Source organism: Planococcus sp. VCh962, from assembly GCF_057748275.1.
Window position 1 is genome coordinate 735,356 of record NZ_JBYLHS010000001.1, and the last position, 17,933, is coordinate 753,288.

The window sequence follows — 17,933 nt, forward strand, 5'->3', positions numbered from 1 at the left end:
TGATTGAAAAGCTACTATAATATAGTGTTCATGTAATAGATTATTGAAAAATGAAAGGTGGTTTCCGATTTGGCTTTAAAAGTGAAAGTGTATTCGGATTATGTTTGTCCATTTTGCTTCCTCGCAGAACAACCGTTAGCGGAAGCTGTTAACAATAAAGATGTTGAAGTCGAATGGATGCCGTTCGAGCTTCGGCCAGCACCTACCCCGACTTTGCGTCCTGAAGACGACTACCTACAGACGACTTGGGCACAGTCGGTGTATCCAATGGCTAAGAACATGGGCATTGATATTGTATTGCCGGATGTATCGCCTCAGCCACATACCCATTTAGCTTTTGAAGGTTATCAGTATGCTAAAGAATATGGCTTGGAAACAGCATATAATAAGCGTATGCTTCAAGCGTTTTTCCAAGAAGGGCTGGATATCGGGGATATTGAGATACTGTCTGGGCTTGCAGGAGAAATTGGGTTAGATGCACAACAATATCGAGAAGCTCTGGAATCCGGAAAATACAAAGAAGCACATCAGCAAGCGCTGAAACACGCTTATGAAGAAGCCAATATTACATCTGTTCCAACCTTTGTGATCGGCGAAACAGCAATTGCAGGTATTCATTCGAAGGAAACAATTGAACAAATCATCGAAGAAGAACTGGGAAAGCAAAAGCCTAAAGTCCTTTTCGAAGGAATGGCTTGCGGACCTGGCGGATTCTGTTGAAATATTAGAAAGAAGGTGTAAGCCTATGATGAATGACAATAAAACTATCCTAAAAACGAGTGACTGGGTGAAAGGCATTTCCCGTAATGATGAGCTAATCATTGGTTTCATCGATTCTATGAGCATCATTCAGGAAGCCGTATATGTCGTGGTAGCTGAAAGTGATAATGAAGAACTGATTGGAAAAACGATTCCGATGTCCATCAAACAAGTTGAAATCATGCCGGCAGCAAAAAACAAAGATGCCGGACAGCTGGAATTTTTAATCGATCTGGCTTTATCAACAGGCGATAAAGAATGGTTCGATGAGCTTTCTGCTGAGTTGAACTCGAAGAAACAATCGGTAAACTAAAATATTAATAAATGGATTTTCAACTTAATACATTTCGAAACAGCATTTTCATCCGCATGGCTTTTAATAAACTGAAGCCGCGGATCGGAGGTGCTTTTTTTCGATTATTTAGTCTTGCAGATTCAGTGATGCGTCTCTTTTAAATTTATTAAGTATAAGATTGAAACTAAATGAGAGCACGCTCGTATGAAGAAGTACCAAAGTTAAAGAAGAAAAGTGTATTTGAGGGAGGGAGCAGCATAGGTAATTCAACTGTACGAAATTTATTTTGCTTGTCATTATTTATTTTCCTGATTATTTCACTTCAACTTGAAAATTACTTTCTTTTAGGGGTCTGGGCATTGCTTTCTTTTGCCTTATTTATCAAATCGGGAAAGCCTTTAAAGTCCTTCATCTTGATCCAATTGGCATTTGGCGTAGGCTTCTTTTTTTATTTGTATGCAAATTATAACTGGCTCTATCAAATAGAGCCCAGGGAATGGCGGCTTTTATTAAGCCGAATATCTTTACTGTCCATTTTAGTACCGCTACTTGGCATATCTCTATTCTTTAATGCTCCGTCTATAAAATATTGGAAAAAACCAGTATGGAATGAATTTATCTATTTTCCTTTTATATGGACAGGGTTTCATCGCATAAAAGCAAAATCATTTCTTTTAATAGCGTTGACAGTCAATATTGCCATCTTTATGCCTTTCGTCATCTTGAACGGCTGGCCATTCATCCAGGAAATATGGTTATGGGCACTTTTATTTGCCATCACAAACGCTGTTTTAGAAGAGTTGATTTGGAGAGGCACTCTTTTGAGCCGTTTTTCTGAGCTATTCGGTGATCGCTGGGCAGTGGCATTGACGAGTTTAGGTTTTGGATTGCAGCATTACTCACTTGGATTTCCCTGGCTTGTTTGTCTTGCTTTTTCGATTGGAGGCATGTTTTTCGGTGGAATCACGATTAAATCCAACAGCATTCTCCCGGCAATCTTATGGCATGTGGTCTTAAATATACTGATGGTTTTAAGTGGGTTGATATAAAATCGGCAATTTTTAAAAATAACACTCTACATAATTTGGATATTTTTCCTCGTATTTACTATATAAATATCATGCGGCTATTTGAAAAAGATAATTACTTTCAAATAGATTTCATGAAAAGAAATTACAAAATGCCCTTCGATGTTAAAAAAGCAATGAAAATTTATTAAAAAAATCTCTCTCTTTTTTTATCTTAATAAAATTTCGATTAAAATGTTAACTTATTACACTATAGTAGAAATAGTCCGGAAAATAATTAAACTATAGAAAATACAAGAAGGCGAAGATGCTGGTGCTAAAGCATTCTTCGCTTTTTTCTTTGTCCTGCTCCAGTCTTAAAAAATTGCTGGAACCTAACCCGAAACAGGGATTTCCTCGTATAAATAGAGCTTTTTATATTTATACAGTTTGATGTAAAGAATTGCATAGTCAGTTTAATGGATGGTCTTTTTTTCATTTCAAAATCTTCTCGAAAAGAAGAAAAGGATGAAACAAAGTTGATTTCTTTTCTAAAAATATAACTTTTCAGAGTGGAGAAAGTATATAAGAAAAACATTATTATATTCAGAATTAAAAGAATATTCTATAACCCTTTACATATTTTATGCCATATAATAGGCTTAAGGTATCGAAAAACAAAAATTTATTTATACAAATTAATTCTTTGTAGGTAAAAAGTTTGGTTATTTGTTTTTCGAAAAATAAAATATTTTATTCTAATTTTCTAAATAATTATTTAATATTACTTTTTAATCAATCAACTTGGGGTGGAAGGAATGGTTGAAGTGGTAGAGACGGATTCATTGGTTTCAGTAATTGAGAAAGTAAGTGAATTGATGGATACAGAAGTTGAGATGAATTCTGAAATCTGTCAGTTTAAAAAACAGCGGATGGTCGAAGCACAGAAAAGCTCCAATGTGTGCGTAAGATGGTCGCTCGATCTGGCCATTTCTTTTAGTCTGCTCAATAAAGATGGAGAAGCAGTAAACGAAGCCGAAGTTTTTCTTCTTCCAGAAGAGCTGCCAATTTTTTTAATGGCCCTTATACAGCATTCCATTTTGCTTCCTACAAATTATTCCCAGCAACTCACAATGGAACGTGGAATGTATTGCGTCCGTTTAGAGTCACAGGAATCACCAATAGAGTTTACTGAACGCCTTGTCGGAGTGCTTCGCTCTCTTGGATAAAACTCCATATAATATAGAATCGATGCTGAAATTGGGACAATTGTTTCTTGGAAACCTAGATTAACAGTATGAAGGGGAGCAGATGGATGGCACAAATACGACATATACCTCAAAAGTCAGTTAGCTATCATTTTCTTAAATCAAAAGATGTACAAACAAAAAATGGTTCTTCTTTTATAACTTTCTTTGCACGTCTGACTCGGGAAGTCTTTCATGAAAAAGAGGGGCAGAAACAAATGGAAGTTCAGACTGTTTGGATGAAAACGGATGAGGTGCAGCTGGAACAAGCATCTGAAAAAGCGAGAGCATTACCGAATTGCGTGCAGCATTACGAGCTTAAACAAAACGTCTTTTATACTTTGTATCAATTAACCAAGTATTGTCCGAACGAACTTTTTTTCGTGACACCTTTTCATCGTAAGTCCCACCGGGGAAATTTCATCACCTGACATCATTTCAAGCATAGCTGAAGTAGGAACAAACGGATTCTATTTGGAGCTATAATTTTTTATCTGAAATAGAATTCGAAATAATAGCATTTTTCATTAACCATTTATACCAGCTTTTGCAATCTGCCAATATGTTTTGTAGAAATGAACCAGTGCCACGGATTTGAGAGTAATTATCTAGCGGTCCCATACTAAGGAGGATGAATTATATGAATGCTGTGATCAGAGAAGAAAAAAGAATGGATGGACAAACTAAAACTTATTTGCGAATGTATCAGGAATTTGTCAAAGGCTATAAGCAGTACAAAGCGGAAAGAGTGACTCAATATACAAAAGCTGCCAAGGCTGAAAGCGATGAAAAGTGATGTCGATTTAAGTCACCTTACAACTGAAAAACTTGTTTCCCATAAGCACGTTGATATAATCGGGGAGACTCTATCTGTCTATACATCAGAAAAAAGGCATGCCAATTTTCCGATCAGCAGAGAGTTGACGGAAAGAAAATCGGGGGAAGTTTGGTACGAGAGCTTGGTAGATATTAAAAAGTATTTGAACGACAAAAATTCAACAGCGCGCACTGAAAATAGAATCACAGACCTTATTTAACTAAAAGTAAAGAAAAAAGGTGAAGAACAAGCTGATAATCCAGCATGTTCTTCACCTTTTTAACGTTATAATTCATGGTTTTCAAACACTCAAGCTGACTGAGATCCATTTATTCCTTAGCTTCAATTATCATTTTTACAGTTGCTTTAGCTAAATTCATCACAGTATCTAATCTTGTGCTGTTTAAAGAATGATGGGGAAATTGAGCATCCAGATAATTTACAACTGCTGTTAAATGATAATCACCTATATCAATCAGCCCTTTATTTAATGCTTTGCCAGGTTTGAAAGAACCTTCTTTTAAATAAATGGAGCCAATTTGATGATAAGCGCCGAGGCCGGCATCAATTCCTATAATGAGTGAATTTTTGTGCTTTCTCTTTATGACTTTTAATACCTTTTGCAGGTTAAGGGCATGGACGGGTTCAGATAAAGTGCCATAGACAGGGAACGGGAGATGGTTTTCTTTTAGCATTGTCCCAACCAGAGGGCCATAGCAATCTCCAGTAGAACGATCTGACCCAATACATAAAAAAAGAACATCATGAGAAGCTTGTGTGATGATTTTCTTTAGTTCAAATGTTATTCTTGCCCCTTCTTCTTCCGCTTCCTCTAAACTGCTGCGATAAATAATCTTTTCTTCTTTCTTTAGCAGCTTTCGCCCTCTAATATGGTACATTTCTTCCCCCCTCGACCTGCATCTCTATTTAAGATTTTATTTCTGCAAACTTTTTTCTTCTATAATAGAGGAGCTGAAGAGATGATACAAGGGGAAAAACAATAACTTTATTTAGGAAATAAAAACATCTCATATAAAAGCTTGGTAAATAGCATTAGAAAATAAGGAATATGCCATAATAAGATCATCAGGCTATTGAATTATCCACCACTAGTAAAGTATGAGTAAGTAAAAGGCAGTCAAGGTTTATGCTGTAGTTCCCTAAGCGCAATGAAAAGGAGGATGCAATTTGGATTTAAAAGTAGAAACAATGAATAAAACTATAGCAACAGAAATATTGAAGTGGAAGTACGATGCCCCCTATGACTTTTATGACAATGAACTGACTGATGAAGGAATGTCAGAACTTCTAAATGGGACATACTTTGCGTTACTTGATGAAAATAAAGAAACAGCGGGGTTTTTCTGTGTAGGAACGAGCGCTCAAGTTCCAATCGGCAACCAGTATGGTGTTTATGAGGCGGCTTGTATTGATATGGGCCTAGGAATGAATCCAAAACGGGTAGGCAAGGGAGAAGGCGCGGCATTCGGTTCTTTTGTGCTTAACTATATAGAAGAAAGTCATCGAGAACTACCGATTCGTCTAACTGTGGCCGAGTTCAATAAAAGGGCGATCCATCTCTATAAAAAACTTGGTTTTGTTCAGGAAAAGCAGTTTAGAACTGATGCTGCTGAATTTATAACGATGGTTAAAAAGAAAAAATTGAAGGGAAAAAGTTAGAAACGGAAAGCTAAAGAATTACTTATAGAAGAAAAGATGAATAGAGGTAAATTGAGAAGAAGGATGATTTATACGTGAGAGGAAAAATAGAAAAGCTGAACTGGTGTCTTAGATGAGGATGGAAGCAGTATGGAAGTTCAGCTCTTTAGGGACAAAGATTAAGCAGCTTTTTTATTGCGCCGGCCGATGAGCATGAATCCACCAGTCAAGGCTATGAGCATACCGAGCATTGTGTAAAGCGGTCCGTTTGATGCAGTAGTCGGCATTTCGTCACCTTCGCCAGCCATTACAACTTGTCCACGGATTTCTCCTTCAGGGTACTGTTCTGTGTGAAGGTTCACGTAAATATTGCCTGCTACAAGTGCTTTCGTAAATTCATCCCAGCTCATGTCTCCGGCTAAGTCTGCTTCAGTCAGTGTGCCGCTTGCTACCTCTCCGTTATAATCCATAGGCTCTGCATTTTCAAATAAGAGTAATTCTACTGGTCCGTTTTCACCAGGAGGCGCACTATGGAAATGCCCAGCTAATGTATTTTCCAAGTTCTGAGCATTTACCGTAAACTCTAGTGACATACCGTCTTCACTGAATTGGATATGTGCGTCCCCTGATGCATTGCTTTCCACTTGCATAGGTTCCTGATCAGGTGTCATTTGTGCCATAAACGCCTGACCTTCATGAGCGGCGAAAACCGATCCTGCAAATCCTGCGACTGCCAACAATACTGTCAACGGCAAAACCATTCTTTTTTTCATGTACCAATCTCCTTTATTGCATATTTCGCCATTGGGCGATACTATAATTTATAACACATTTTTCATAAAATAGTGAAAATTCTGATAAAATGATTAAATAAACATAATTAAAAGTATTTTACTTCCTAATAAAAAGTCATTTATCTTTTGCTTGTTCCCATATTTTCGCAAAAGTATTCATGAAATTAGCCGGAAGCGATTTAAATTGAAGTTCTATAACATGATTATTAGGAGGAGAGGAAGTGAAGAATAAATTCGCAATGATGCTCATTTTAGCAGGAATCGTCTTCGCTGGATGGAACGGGTTTTTATGGATGGCCGAGAGTTCTTCCGGCAGAGAAACCATTGGAGAAAATGATATCGTCATAGCGGATAAAGCTACGAATCCAGAGGAAGAAAAATCAGCTATTGAGCGGTTTCATAAAGAAGAAGCTTCTGATGAAAAGACTGAAGACTTTCTTGAAAAAGAAGCATTGATCTATTCTAATCAAACAAAGCGGGAAGAAAGAATTGCAAAACCAAAACCCCGTGATTATGGAGAGTATAACAAAGGAGAAAAAATCGGATGGCTTCTCATTCCTTCACTTGACATGAAATATCCGCTGTATTGGGGAACAGATGACGAGACCTTGACTCAAGGCGTTGGCTATCATGTGGGGAAATTTACTACACCACCGGATGGGCTCGGCCACACAGTGCTATCTGGACACCGGGATACGGTTTTCCGGGAACTCGGTGAATTAAAAGAGGGTGCAAAGATGTATGTGCAGTTTGAAGGAGTCCAGTATGAGTACGAAATAAAAAAAACATGGATAACAGAAGCGGAAGATCGAACAGTAATCGTCAATAAAGAAAAGCCGACTCTGACGCTCACTACTTGTTATCCATTCCGATTCATAGGAGCTGCGCCAGATCGCTATATTATTGAAGCGCCGCTAATTGAAAAGACGGATATGTAAATTTAAAGTTGGTTATGAAAATAATCGGGTGGGCAAAAGGATAATTTAAAAAAGGCAGCAACCAGAAAAGCAGCAACCCTATCATATAAAAGGGTTGCTGCTTTTCTGGTTAATTATTTTTATCCATGGAACAAATAGCTTCCAAGCCGATGTCAGCCAACACTTCCTGGCTCGCAACAGTTGGGTGGATATCACGAGGTAATATATATGTTGCTTGGTTATTGCCAAATGCGCTAGAAGCATCAGCCAATTCTACACCAATATTGGCTTCCGCAAGATCTGCATAAGCAGCGTTGATTTGCGGCAAGAAACGGTCTGCAATCGTGTGCATTGGATTATCTAATTGGAACGGATTGTAGACATTATAAAGAATGATCGGGGCGTCTGTCATTAAGCGTATTTCTTCAATGATTCCAGCAATATTGTCAAATACATCGCTGCTTGCCAGTTCTTGTGCGAGCAGTTGCTGAAAAAGTTGCTGATTTACATCGCTTTCAGCATTTACAATCCTTACATTTTCCAGAAAATCGTTGTTTCCTATGTTTAACGTCATGTAATCCGCTTGGCTGACAGCTCGCCGGAATTCTTGGTTTGTTTCCAATGCCACGCGCAAGTCGAGTGTCTGCCAACCCGGAACTCCCAAATTGCGTACCCGCAAACCAGCATCATCTCCGGTCAAATACGGAAAAGCAGATTCGGCAGGACTGCTGTTATTTGGACACAGGTTGTAGCCGAAGGTTATGGAATCGTCCAAAGCGACAAGAGGATCTTTGCTGCTAAAGTATTCGGAATTAGTTAAAAATGTTCCAAGCGACAATGTAATCAAAACGGCAGCAAAAATTTTGACTAGTTTACTCATGAGTCACCTCTTGCTTACTTTAAATTTAAGCATAATAAAGACGTAGTCATATGTTAACTTTTTGATTTTTACGTTAAGATATAGATTTTAAAAGAATTGGAACAAGAAACGAGAATGAAAGCAGAATTTTTCACAGCCTCTAAATTTTCGGACGTATTTCTCGCTGTTCTCAAGTTTAGTCATTTCCAAATAAATGCTTCATAGATAAAAACCGTCGTTTGCTCCAATCAAATTTCATTATTATACAAAAAAACGCATTGCTTAGCTATATTAGTACCTAATACTAATAGTTGATGGTAGAATAGAGCGAGTACATCAAGAAGGGGCGGAATACATGAATACTTCAAAAGCAAGAATTACAGCTATCGGATCTTACGTACCGGAAAAGAGGCTGACGAATCATCACCTGGAAGAATTAGTGGAAACGAACGATGAATGGATTGTCCAACGGACTGGAATAAAAGAACGCCGGATTGCAGCGGAAACTGAATTCACGAGCGACATCAGCATTAAAGCTGTTGAAAATTTAATGGAACGCTATCAGAAATCTCTTGACGATGTCGATATGATTATCGTCTGTACGATGACGCCGGATTTTAAGACGCCTAGTGTATCCGCGCTTGTACAGGCCAAGCTTGGCATAGAAAATACCGGTGCCATCGATTTGAATGCGGCCTGTTCGGGATTCGCATACGGCCTTCATATGGCGAATGGCTTGATCACAGCCGGCTTAAATAAAAAAGTTTTAGTGATCGGCGCTGAAACGTTTTCTAAAATTCTGGATTACAGTGACCGATCGACTTGCATCTTGTTCGGAGACGGCGGCGGTGCCGTACTTGTCGAATTCGATGAAGAAAAACCAAGCTTCATCGCTTCTCATATGGGGACAGACGGGGAATTGGCAAAAAATCTTTATTGCACGGATCTTTCCAACCAAATGTTTGGCAACGAATTGGCGGTCAATGGGTTTGTTACACAAAACGGCCGTGAGGTTTACAAATGGGCGGTCAATACTGTACCAAAAGGGATGAAGGCGTTGATGGATAAAGCCGGATTTGACAATGATAGAGTGGATTGGTTTGTTCCGCATAGTGCAAACTTGCGTATTATTGAATCAATCTGCAGCCGAAATGGGCTCCCTCTTGAACGAACAATCTACAGTCTGGAGTATTACGGGAATACCTCCGCAGCTTCGATCCCTTTATCATTGGATAAAGGCGTGAAGGAAGGAAAAATCAAAGCCGATGATAAATTGCTGTTATACGGATTCGGTGGCGGTTTAACGCATGCAGGAATAATTGTCAATTGGACGATCTGATATAGGAAATACAGTACGGGAAAGTCTTCTTCGATGTTGAGGAAGACTTTTTTAGTTTTTAATCAATTACTTGATTTTCACTTGATTTTCATCAAAGCTCTTTAAAGTGACGGTATGGAAAGAAATCGAACTGAAAAAGCTTTTATTTACGAGATGGATTTCTGTTCAAGCGGCGTGCAACATTAACAAATCAGCGGAAACTTAACCAGCTTTTATTTGCTTAAGATCATATTGGATTATGAGACAGGGGGAGATTTAAGTGCCTATTCGATAGTGGAATTCAACTACGGTTATTCAATTTTGTTACGAGAACCCTATCGGTGAAAGCCATAGTGCATAAAACACACAAAAAACAGGCTGTGCCGTGACGAAGTGGTACAGCTTGTTTTTATTTTTGTTAAAATAATTAGAATATTTCACTAAATTTAAATTTAAAAGAAAAATTTAATCTTTCTTTAACCTTTTTATGGTGTACTGGAATTAGAAATAATAACGCCGTTGGGAAAGGGTGTTTGTTGTGAAAATTTTATTGGCAGAAGATGATGAAATGCTCGGCGAATTAGTTGTTCATTTGCTGAAGAAAAAAGGAGCCAAAACGGTTGACTGGGTGTCGGAAGGGGAAGACGCTTATGACTATGCCGCTGCGTCGTTCTACGATGTTATCATACTGGACTGGATGATGCCGAATGGCGATGGGATCTCTATTTGCAAAAAACTTAGGCAAAGTGGATATGGAGGAGCGGTATTGATGCTCACTGCCAAAGATGCGCTGAATGATCGGGTGGAAGGATTGGATGCCGGAGCGGATGATTATTTAGCCAAGCCTTTTGAAATTGAAGAATTGTGGGCACGGCTTCGTGCTCTGGCAAGGCGCACCTATTCTCCTCTACAAGAAGAAGTGGTAGAGGTAAATGGATTGAACATTAACCGTACTGCACATTCAGTCAGCCGAGGAGACCAAAAAATCAACTTGACTCCCCGGGAGTTCCAGCTTTTGGACATGTTAGTCCAAAATCGAGGAACCGTGCTGACAAGGGAGTTGATATTTGACCGAATATGGGGATTCGATACGGATGTGTCGATGAAAACCATAGATGCCACCGTAAAATTGCTGCGTAAGAAAATTGACAGAGATGAAAGCGGCAGTTTAATCGAAACCATCAGGGGAGTAGGTTATAAAGTTGAAAAAACCTGAAGTCTTTAAAAAGAGTGAAAAAGACGTCTTTGCACAAACCCGGAACCGATTGACCCTTTTTTACAGCACGATTCTTACGTTATTCCTGGCTGTTTTTGTCGCATTGACGCTATTTGTATTTTACATCGTCGTTACCAATGATCAGGAACAAACCCTTCGCTTATTGTCGGACCGGGAAGTGAGCATGGCGGAACGGGCACTGGACGGCAGCGGCGGAGCATGGAGAGAACAGGAGCGACGTGCACTTGCCGGCAATCAAATCTTCTACTACATTACTGATGTCAAAGGAGAGCTGATCATCAATAACGATGATCATGAAGAGCTAAGGGAATTATACTTAAATCTAACTGATGGATGGGTGACAGAAGCCATCGAAGTCAAACAAGTGCAAATCGATATTCCAGAAAACGACCCGTTGTTTGAAGATTTTTCTGAAATGGAACTTGAAGTGATGGTGCTTGCTAGGCCGGTCATACACGAGGGAAAGCGAATCGCTATGATGTATATGGCAATCGATAATACATTTTATAGCAATATGATAAAATGGGTGGTTCTGATTTTCGTGTCTATTGCTATTGTCTTTGCTGCTGGCGGTGTAGTATTGAGCCACTGGATGTCTAAACGGGCGCTTGAACCGGTCAAAGAGGCGTATAACCTTCAAAAAGACTTTGTATCGAACGCTTCACATGAATTGCGAACACCGCTCAGCGTTATTTTATCAGCAGTGGAAGCCCTCGGCATGGAGTCTGATAAAACCAATCCGTTCAAAGAGAAGATGCTCGGCACTTTAAAGCATGAAGTGAAACGGATGTCGGGGTTGATTACAGAATTGCTCGCCCTTGCCAAGACTGATTCGGAACAGGCTGCGATGCAGGTGAAAAAAGAACGATTTGATATCTGCCCGGCAGCAGAGCAGATGGTCGAATCATTCAACAAACCCATAAGCCAAAAGGAAATCCATCTGAAACTGGTTGCGCCAAAGCGACTTGAAATGGTCGGGGACCGGGATAAGCTCATCCAGCTGATGTATATCTTAACGGACAATGCCATTAAATACACTCCATCCGGAGGCCAGGTGGAAATCCGTCTTGAACAGCAGCATGCTAAGAAACACAGTGAATTTATCTTGTCCGTCGCAGATAGCGGCATCGGAATTTCTCCTGAAGACCAGAAAAGAGTTTTCGACCGCTTTTTCCGAGCCGATAAAACGCGCTCAAGGAAAGAAGGCGGTTATGGTCTTGGCTTGTCTATCGCAAAATCTATTATTTCGGCACATAACGGAGAAATCATGGTGGAAAGCGATGCAGGAAAAGGAACGGTTTTCAATGTGAGAATTCCTTTTATAGTTGAAAGTTCAAACTTCATGCAGATGCCGAGCCCGGATTTAAATCAAACACTTTCCTGATTTTCATGTTTTACAGAAAGAAATTTATTAAGATGACAAAGAATGGTTTGGGAAGTCGAAAAAGGCCGGTGATGGATTCGCTTATTCCATCACTGGCCTTTTAACATGCGGGCAAGAACTAAAAAATTTGCAGCCATGTATTTTTTCGCAATGGTGAGAGGTTTCTTTGCGAAGGAGCATTTTTAAAGTGATTTGGGAAAGTGGAGATATGCTTAACAGTTTAATTAAAAGCGAACAGGGAAGAAGAGGTAATGTAGGGATTTCTTGAATAAGCGACTTGCTAGAAGAAAGGAAATGAAGACATGCAGCAATTAAAGGCGTTATTTTTAAATTGTTCTTTAAAGAGCTCTGATGAAATTTCCAATACTGAAGGGCTCATGAAAGATGTACAAGTTCATTATAATCAGTTAGGTGTGGAATCCGAGATTATCCGGCTGGCCGATCACCGCATTGCTTTTGGCGTTCAGGAAGATATGGGCGGAGATGATCAGTGGCCATCGATTCTTGAAAAGGTCAAGGCTGCAGATATATTGATTATTGGGACACCGCTTTGGCTGGGCGAAAAGAGTTCGCTTGCCACGCTTGCCATTGAACGGCTGTACGGCAGCAGCAGCATCACGAATGATAAAGGACAAGCGATTTTCTATAATAAAGTTGGAGGTGCACTGGTGACCGGCAACGAAGACGGTGCCAAACATGCATCAGCTTCTTTGCTTTATGGCCTGTCTCATATCGGTTATTTGGTTCCACCGAATGTCGATGCTTATTGGGTAGGTGAAGCGGGGCCGGGAGCTTCTTATATTGAAGCAGGCCGCGATAATGACTTCACAAAAGCGGCAGTGAAACGGTTAGCCTACAACACCTATCATTTGGCAGGGTTGCTTAAAAACAATCCTATTCCAGCTGAAGGGAACACTCTGGACTAACAGCATAGCGATTTATTTTAAAAAAACCACCTTTTCATAAAGGTGGTTTTTTGTTGTAGAAATTATCCTTTACTAAAAGATTTTCAAAATCTTTTCAAGTAATCGCAGAATGACTAAGCGAAAAAAAAGTATGCTTTTATGATATAAAAGCATACGGCTGATTCGTTGGTAACTATTTAGTTAAAGGTCTATAACTTAACTTTCACTTGAGGAGGGACTTCAACTGGAACCGGCAATGGAATCATATAGTTAAAATAAGCCGCTTTTCCGACCGTTTCTTGTTTTAAAGTAAAATGCTTAATGGCATTTCCAATTTCTTCTGCATGCTTTCGCAGATTAGCATCATCAACCGTCACAGAATCTATGGAAATAAAAGAATCGGTAACTTCAATAATCCGCACTGCTTGATCATCGAGTACGGCTGACAATTGAAGAAAAACCCATTGATTTCTGGCTGCCAGTGAATTGTAGTGATTATGGCCATTTAAATAAAGCCCGGCGCCTTGTTTTTTGTTCAGAATATCCCAAATAGGGATATCGGGATGGATACATCGTTTTTCTTTTTCTGAATTTATGGTGGTGGAGAAGACGGGATGATGAGCAAAAAGGATGAGCGGCAGTTCCTCCGATTCCTTTACAATAGATTCCAGCCAGTATTGCTGTACACCGTCCATCGTTCCTCCCCAGTCTTCGTAATCCTGTTCACGTGCTGTATCAAGAAAGGCCAGAATTACTGAATCGGTGGAAACTGTATGAAAATGCTTTTGCTGGGTGATAGAAAGAACCGCTTCCCGGGACATGGAGTAAAGATCATGGTTTCCTAAAACATGTTTGAATGGTTTATTGTGCTTTCGGATTATTGCATAAACTTCCTCTAATTCATCTCTCCGCCCAAAATTCGTTAAATCGCCTATGGATACATACAAATCAGCCGGGATTGAGAAAAAACGTTCAAGAAACGTTTCATAAAAAACTTGGCGGTCTTCTTCAATATAAGCACACCCATCTTTTAATGTTGGATAATGCAAGTCACCGATCACAGCAATTTTCATCTTCGTCTTCATCCCCTTCTGTTTTCTGATAATTCAAGTATCTCATTATATTGTTTAGCAGTTTTAAAGGAATTGTAAAGAATTGTTAAGTAATTGGCCAACCTTTCTTGTGCCGATTAAGTTCATGATGAAAATCACTTAAGAAAGGGAGACTTTAACAGAGGCTGATGGGGTATGGTATTTAGAAAAAGCAAGAATCGAACAGCCGGGGTTTGATATTGTGTGCAAAAAGAAGTCTCACCTTTCCAGGGAGGAATAGAGCATGGACGGCAAATACATTCACATGATCAAAGAGCTGTCAGATCCAAAATTGGGGGGACGGGCGCCAGGCTCTCACGGTCATCAAGCTGCAAAAAAGTTGATTGTCCAGCATTTTGAAGAACTGAAGCTAGAGCCTTTAACAGACCAGGGCTGGGGACAGCGGTTTCCGGTCTCAAAAGAAATAACAGGAGAAAATTTGTTGGCTTTTAAAAAAGGAAATGCCAAGGAATGGATTCTTCTAGGGGCGCATTATGATCATTTTAAAAATATTCCCGGTGCTGACGACAATGCTGCTTCCATCGGAATCATTTTCGATGTAATCGCTTCGCTTGCTCAAATGTCTCACAACATAAATATTGTGCTCGGTATTTTCGACTTGGAAGAACCTCCGTACTTTTTATCCGACAAGATGGGAAGCGTCTATTTTTACAATCATTTACCAGACACTCTTGAAATGGAATATTTTAAGGGTGCAATTGTTCTGGATTTATGCGGACACGATATCGCGATAAAAGGGCGCGAGCATTCCCTCTTTGCGATCGGGGCCGATTCGAGCCCATTGTTGTCTGCCAGCATCGCAGAAGCCGCAGCAGGGAATGAACGCTTATTGGTCTATCAAATCCTGGGCAGAACTAGATTACATCTCTCCGACCATTATGTTTTTGATATTCATGATCAACCGCATATCTTTCTGTCATGTGGCCATTGGCCTCATTACCACACGCCTCAAGACACTTTCGAAAGGTTGAACGTAACCAAAGTGGCCGACGTAGCTGATTTTTTAAGAGAGACACTTTTTCGGATTGATGCTAACGTCAAAAAAGATGCGGTTTTATTGAAGAAGTTTACCAGAGAAGATGAATTGGTTGAAGTGAGCCGGCTAGTCGGAATGGAATTGCCGCCGATCCGCTCAATTGATCCCGTCCTTGGTGTTTTAATGCACACAATTTCAAGGAAGAAAAAAAGCTCTCTTCGAAAAGTGCAGTTGATGTTGAAGGTTTTGTTAAAAGGATTGTGAAGAAAGGAAATACAAGCAAGTGTTTCCATGTCCAATCAATGATTGAATCAAAATTAAAACTAGAAGACTTCTCGATTTAGAGGAGTCTTTTAGTTTTAAATGTAGAGAATACTTTTCAATGTTAAATTATCAGAAAATATAGAATTGTTTATAAAATAGGAGTATAATTTGAAGCGAAAGAAAGTCATTTACTATACATAATAGAAGCAACGGCTTTTGACAAGAGAAGATGCTTAGTAAAGATTTTTTTCTGCTGAAAGATTAAGCGTCTAGTTTTGAATTGAAGAGGAGGATGCTGATGCAAAAGCCCTTAAAAATTCTAAACTCAAACAATCACATCTTTTCCACGGTTCTGATTAAAAGTTCAGATCAAATATTGCGCTAATTACATTTTCAGAAGGAATTGCCTAACATTCAGTTTTGGTATTAAGGTTGGGAGGTAAGGAAAATGGAACAGCAAATGAATAATGCTTTTTCGCTTGCACGTGGAGAAGGCAAAGCGTATTGGTTTACCGGTACGTTACTCGAAATGAAAGCAACTGCTGAAAATACGAATGGCGCTTTTACTTTATTTGAAGAACTATTTCCACCAGGTTATGAGACTCCATTGCATTTACATCGCAATGAAGATGAAACCTTTTATGTAGTGGAAGGTGAAGCCACATTTACAGTTGGGGAAAAAACAATTAAAGGAAAACCGGGAACGTTTCTTTACGGACCGCGAAATATTCAGCACAAGATTAAAATAGAAGGATCTACGCCAGCGAAAATTCTTATCATGCTGACACCAGCTGGAGGAGAGCACTTTTTTGTTGAAGCGAGTGTGCCGGCAGATGACCACAAGTTGCCAACGGAAACCTTTGTGCCTGATATGGACAAATTATTAGCGGTTGCTCAGAAATACGGTATAGAACTTCTGGGATGAATGATGAATGAAGCGAAAGAGTATTCCAAATTCCCTTAATGATCACGTGTAGAAGTTACCGATTGCTCAATCCAGCACCGTTAAAATTGGGAGGCAATAAAAATGGAACAGCAAATGAATAACGCTTTCACGTTTGCGCATGGGGAAGGCAGAGCCTATTGGTTTAATGGCACGTTGATGGAAATAAAAGCAGCGAGCGAAGACACCAATGGCGTTTTTAGTTTGATTGAAGGACTGCTGCCGCCAGGTTATGAGACGCCGCTGCATAAGAAACAAAATGAAGAGGACATTTGCTTTGTATTGGAAGGTGAATTAACTTTCACTTTTGGTGAAAAAACTATTACGGGAAAACCGGGAACTTTTGTTTATGTGCCCCGCAATGTGGAACATAAATTCAAAGTTGAAGGATCTTCACCTGCGAAAGTGCTCTTCATGTTTACACCTGCTGGAGTCGAACAATTCTTTATTGATACCGGAGTGCCAGCTGATGAATTTAAATTGCCATCGAAAATCGATACCGATATGGAGAAATTTACGGCGGCTGCACAGAAATACGGTGTAGAGATTTTGGGGTGAATTATAACAATGCGGTTAAGATCTACGCGTTATCGTTATGGAGCTCATAAGGCGCGGACGAAATGCGGCTTTGCATTTTTGCTGAGCAGCCTCTTTTGGTCTGCCAAAAAATCCATGGGCCTATGAAAGGAAGAAACCGCTAAATACTTAGTTTAGCGGCATAAAGAAATGAGGTTAGAAAAATGGATTTTCCATTAAACAAAGCATTTGCGCTTGCACAAGCTGAAGGGAAAATCTTCTGGTTTTTAGGCACACTCTTGGAAGTGAAAGTAACAGGTCAAGAAACGAATGGAGCATTCAGTTTGCTTGAAGAAATTGATCCGCCAAAGTTTCCACACCTTTGCATATACACCATAATGAAGAAGAATATTTTTACATCTTGGAAGGCGAAGCGACATTCACAATCGGCGAAAAAACATTTTCAGCGAACCCGGGAACTTTTCTTTTCGCCCCCCGAGATATTGCTCACATGTACACAATCGAAGGAACTGTGCCGGCTAGAATTCTATCAATATTAACCCCTGCGGGACTAGAGAATTTTTTCATCGAAACCAGTGTTCCAGCACCAGAATATAAGCTCCCTGCAACTGATAGTGATATTGATCTGGACAAGCTATTCGCGGCTGCCTCTAAGTATGGAGTCGAAATACTAGGTTAACCATAAAGATTCATTAAACCCTGCATTTAAATGAACTTCTCTGTTGCCAGGAACAACAGAAAAGGTTCAAAGTGATGCAGGGTTTTAATTATATTGTTAAATGGAAAGAGAGTACATAAGAATAAGCAAAGTATTTCCACTTACGAATTATATGGGAAATTGATAGTTTTCTCTGTTCGTTTGAAAGAAAGACGGGTAAAATAAAAGGTAAAAGATTACAGGAA

General features: G+C 39.5%; 20 protein-coding genes. 16 read left to right on the plus strand and 4 right to left on the minus strand.

All coding sequences use genetic code 11. The annotated features are described in order from the left end of the window. Positions 1–69 precede the first annotated feature (69 nt). From AC3AQ9_RS03700 to AC3AQ9_RS03725, 6 genes are all read left to right on the plus strand, one after another. Positions 70–720: a DsbA family oxidoreductase gene (locus tag AC3AQ9_RS03700; RefSeq protein WP_488306096.1), complete on the plus strand. Its 651-nt coding sequence runs from the start codon at positions 70–72 to the stop codon at positions 718–720. Positions 721–745: 25 nt separating this feature from the next. After that, positions 746–1,072, plus strand: a complete 327-nt coding sequence (locus AC3AQ9_RS03705; protein WP_488306097.1) for an IDEAL domain-containing protein — start codon at positions 746–748, stop codon at positions 1,070–1,072. 665 nt (positions 1,073–1,737) lie between these two features. Continuing rightward, positions 1,738–2,103, plus strand: a complete 366-nt coding sequence (locus tag AC3AQ9_RS03710; protein ID WP_488306098.1) for a CPBP family intramembrane glutamic endopeptidase — start codon at positions 1,738–1,740, stop codon at positions 2,101–2,103. A gap of 776 nt (positions 2,104–2,879) precedes the next feature. Next, positions 2,880–3,290, plus strand: coding sequence for a hypothetical protein (locus tag AC3AQ9_RS03715; RefSeq protein WP_488306099.1), 411 nt, complete (start codon positions 2,880–2,882; stop codon positions 3,288–3,290). 86 nt (positions 3,291–3,376) lie between these two features. Then, positions 3,377–3,739: a hypothetical protein gene (locus AC3AQ9_RS03720; protein WP_488306100.1), complete on the plus strand. Its 363-nt coding sequence runs from the start codon at positions 3,377–3,379 to the stop codon at positions 3,737–3,739. A gap of 209 nt (positions 3,740–3,948) precedes the next feature. Continuing rightward, positions 3,949–4,104 carry a hypothetical protein gene (locus AC3AQ9_RS03725; RefSeq protein ID WP_488306101.1) on the plus strand — a complete coding sequence of 52 codons (156 nt, stop codon included), beginning with the start codon at positions 3,949–3,951 and terminating at the stop codon, positions 4,102–4,104. Positions 4,105–4,454: 350 nt separating this feature from the next. On the opposite strand, the gene yyaC is transcribed toward AC3AQ9_RS03725, so the two are convergent. After that, positions 4,455–5,024, minus strand: a complete 570-nt coding sequence (yyaC, locus tag AC3AQ9_RS03730) for a spore protease YyaC (protein ID WP_488306102.1) — start codon at positions 5,022–5,024, stop codon at positions 4,455–4,457. A gap of 289 nt (positions 5,025–5,313) precedes the next feature. On the opposite strand from yyaC, the gene AC3AQ9_RS03735 reads away from it, so the two are divergent. Continuing rightward, on the plus strand, positions 5,314–5,805 hold the full coding sequence (locus AC3AQ9_RS03735; protein WP_488306103.1) for a GNAT family N-acetyltransferase: 492 nt from the start codon (positions 5,314–5,316) through the stop codon (positions 5,803–5,805). A gap of 158 nt (positions 5,806–5,963) precedes the next feature. Here the strand turns inward: AC3AQ9_RS03735 and AC3AQ9_RS03740 are convergent, their stop codons facing one another. Continuing rightward, positions 5,964–6,557, minus strand: coding sequence for a CHRD domain-containing protein (locus tag AC3AQ9_RS03740; RefSeq protein WP_488306104.1), 594 nt, complete (start codon positions 6,555–6,557; stop codon positions 5,964–5,966). Positions 6,558–6,799: 242 nt separating this feature from the next. On the opposite strand from AC3AQ9_RS03740, the gene srtD reads away from it, so the two are divergent. Continuing rightward, complete coding sequence (gene srtD / locus AC3AQ9_RS03745; RefSeq protein ID WP_488306105.1) at positions 6,800–7,516, plus strand: class D sortase, LPxTATN-specific; 717 nt, start codon at positions 6,800–6,802, stop codon at positions 7,514–7,516. 109 nt (positions 7,517–7,625) lie between these two features. Here srtD and AC3AQ9_RS03750 read toward each other — a convergent pair whose 3' ends face one another. Further along, positions 7,626–8,375: an SGNH/GDSL hydrolase family protein gene (locus tag AC3AQ9_RS03750; protein ID WP_488306106.1), complete on the minus strand. Its 750-nt coding sequence runs from the start codon at positions 8,373–8,375 to the stop codon at positions 7,626–7,628. Positions 8,376–8,709: 334 nt separating this feature from the next. Here AC3AQ9_RS03750 and AC3AQ9_RS03755 point away from each other — a divergent pair, with 334 nt between their 5' ends. From AC3AQ9_RS03755 to AC3AQ9_RS03770, 4 genes are all read left to right on the plus strand, one after another. After that, positions 8,710–9,693 (plus strand): ketoacyl-ACP synthase III, encoded by a 984-nt coding sequence (locus AC3AQ9_RS03755; protein ID WP_488306107.1) that lies wholly within the window; start codon positions 8,710–8,712, stop codon positions 9,691–9,693. Between the two features lie 517 nt (positions 9,694–10,210). Then, the gene (locus tag AC3AQ9_RS03760; protein WP_488306108.1) at positions 10,211–10,888 is read left to right on the plus strand and encodes a response regulator transcription factor; all 678 of its coding nucleotides are present in this window, start codon (positions 10,211–10,213) and stop codon (positions 10,886–10,888) included. After that, positions 10,875–12,293: a sensor histidine kinase gene (locus AC3AQ9_RS03765; RefSeq protein ID WP_488306109.1), complete on the plus strand. Its 1,419-nt coding sequence runs from the start codon at positions 10,875–10,877 to the stop codon at positions 12,291–12,293. Before AC3AQ9_RS03760 ends, AC3AQ9_RS03765 begins: the two co-directional genes overlap by 14 nt. Positions 12,294–12,595: 302 nt before the next feature. Beyond that, positions 12,596–13,219 (plus strand): flavodoxin family protein, encoded by a 624-nt coding sequence (locus AC3AQ9_RS03770; protein WP_488306110.1) that lies wholly within the window; start codon positions 12,596–12,598, stop codon positions 13,217–13,219. Positions 13,220–13,407: 188 nt separating this feature from the next. Here the strand turns inward: AC3AQ9_RS03770 and AC3AQ9_RS03775 are convergent, their stop codons facing one another. Then, a complete protein-coding gene (locus tag AC3AQ9_RS03775; protein ID WP_488306111.1) occupies positions 13,408–14,271 on the minus strand; it encodes a metallophosphoesterase family protein in 864 nt (287 codons plus the stop codon). Between the two features lie 262 nt (positions 14,272–14,533). Between AC3AQ9_RS03775 and AC3AQ9_RS03780 the strand changes: the two genes are divergently transcribed. From AC3AQ9_RS03780 to AC3AQ9_RS03795, 4 genes are all read left to right on the plus strand, one after another. After that, positions 14,534–15,550 (plus strand): M28 family metallopeptidase, encoded by a 1,017-nt coding sequence (locus AC3AQ9_RS03780; RefSeq protein WP_488306112.1) that lies wholly within the window; start codon positions 14,534–14,536, stop codon positions 15,548–15,550. Between the two features lie 448 nt (positions 15,551–15,998). Next, entirely contained in the window at positions 15,999–16,475 is a 477-nt protein-coding gene (locus AC3AQ9_RS03785; RefSeq protein WP_488306113.1) for a cupin domain-containing protein, read from the plus strand. Positions 16,476–16,577: 102 nt separating this feature from the next. Beyond that, complete coding sequence (locus AC3AQ9_RS03790) at positions 16,578–17,051, plus strand: cupin domain-containing protein (RefSeq protein WP_488306114.1); 474 nt, start codon at positions 16,578–16,580, stop codon at positions 17,049–17,051. Positions 17,052–17,430: 379 nt separating this feature from the next. Continuing rightward, positions 17,431–17,709: a cupin domain-containing protein gene (locus AC3AQ9_RS03795; RefSeq protein WP_488306115.1), complete on the plus strand. Its 279-nt coding sequence runs from the start codon at positions 17,431–17,433 to the stop codon at positions 17,707–17,709. Positions 17,710–17,933: the final 224 nt, after the last annotated feature.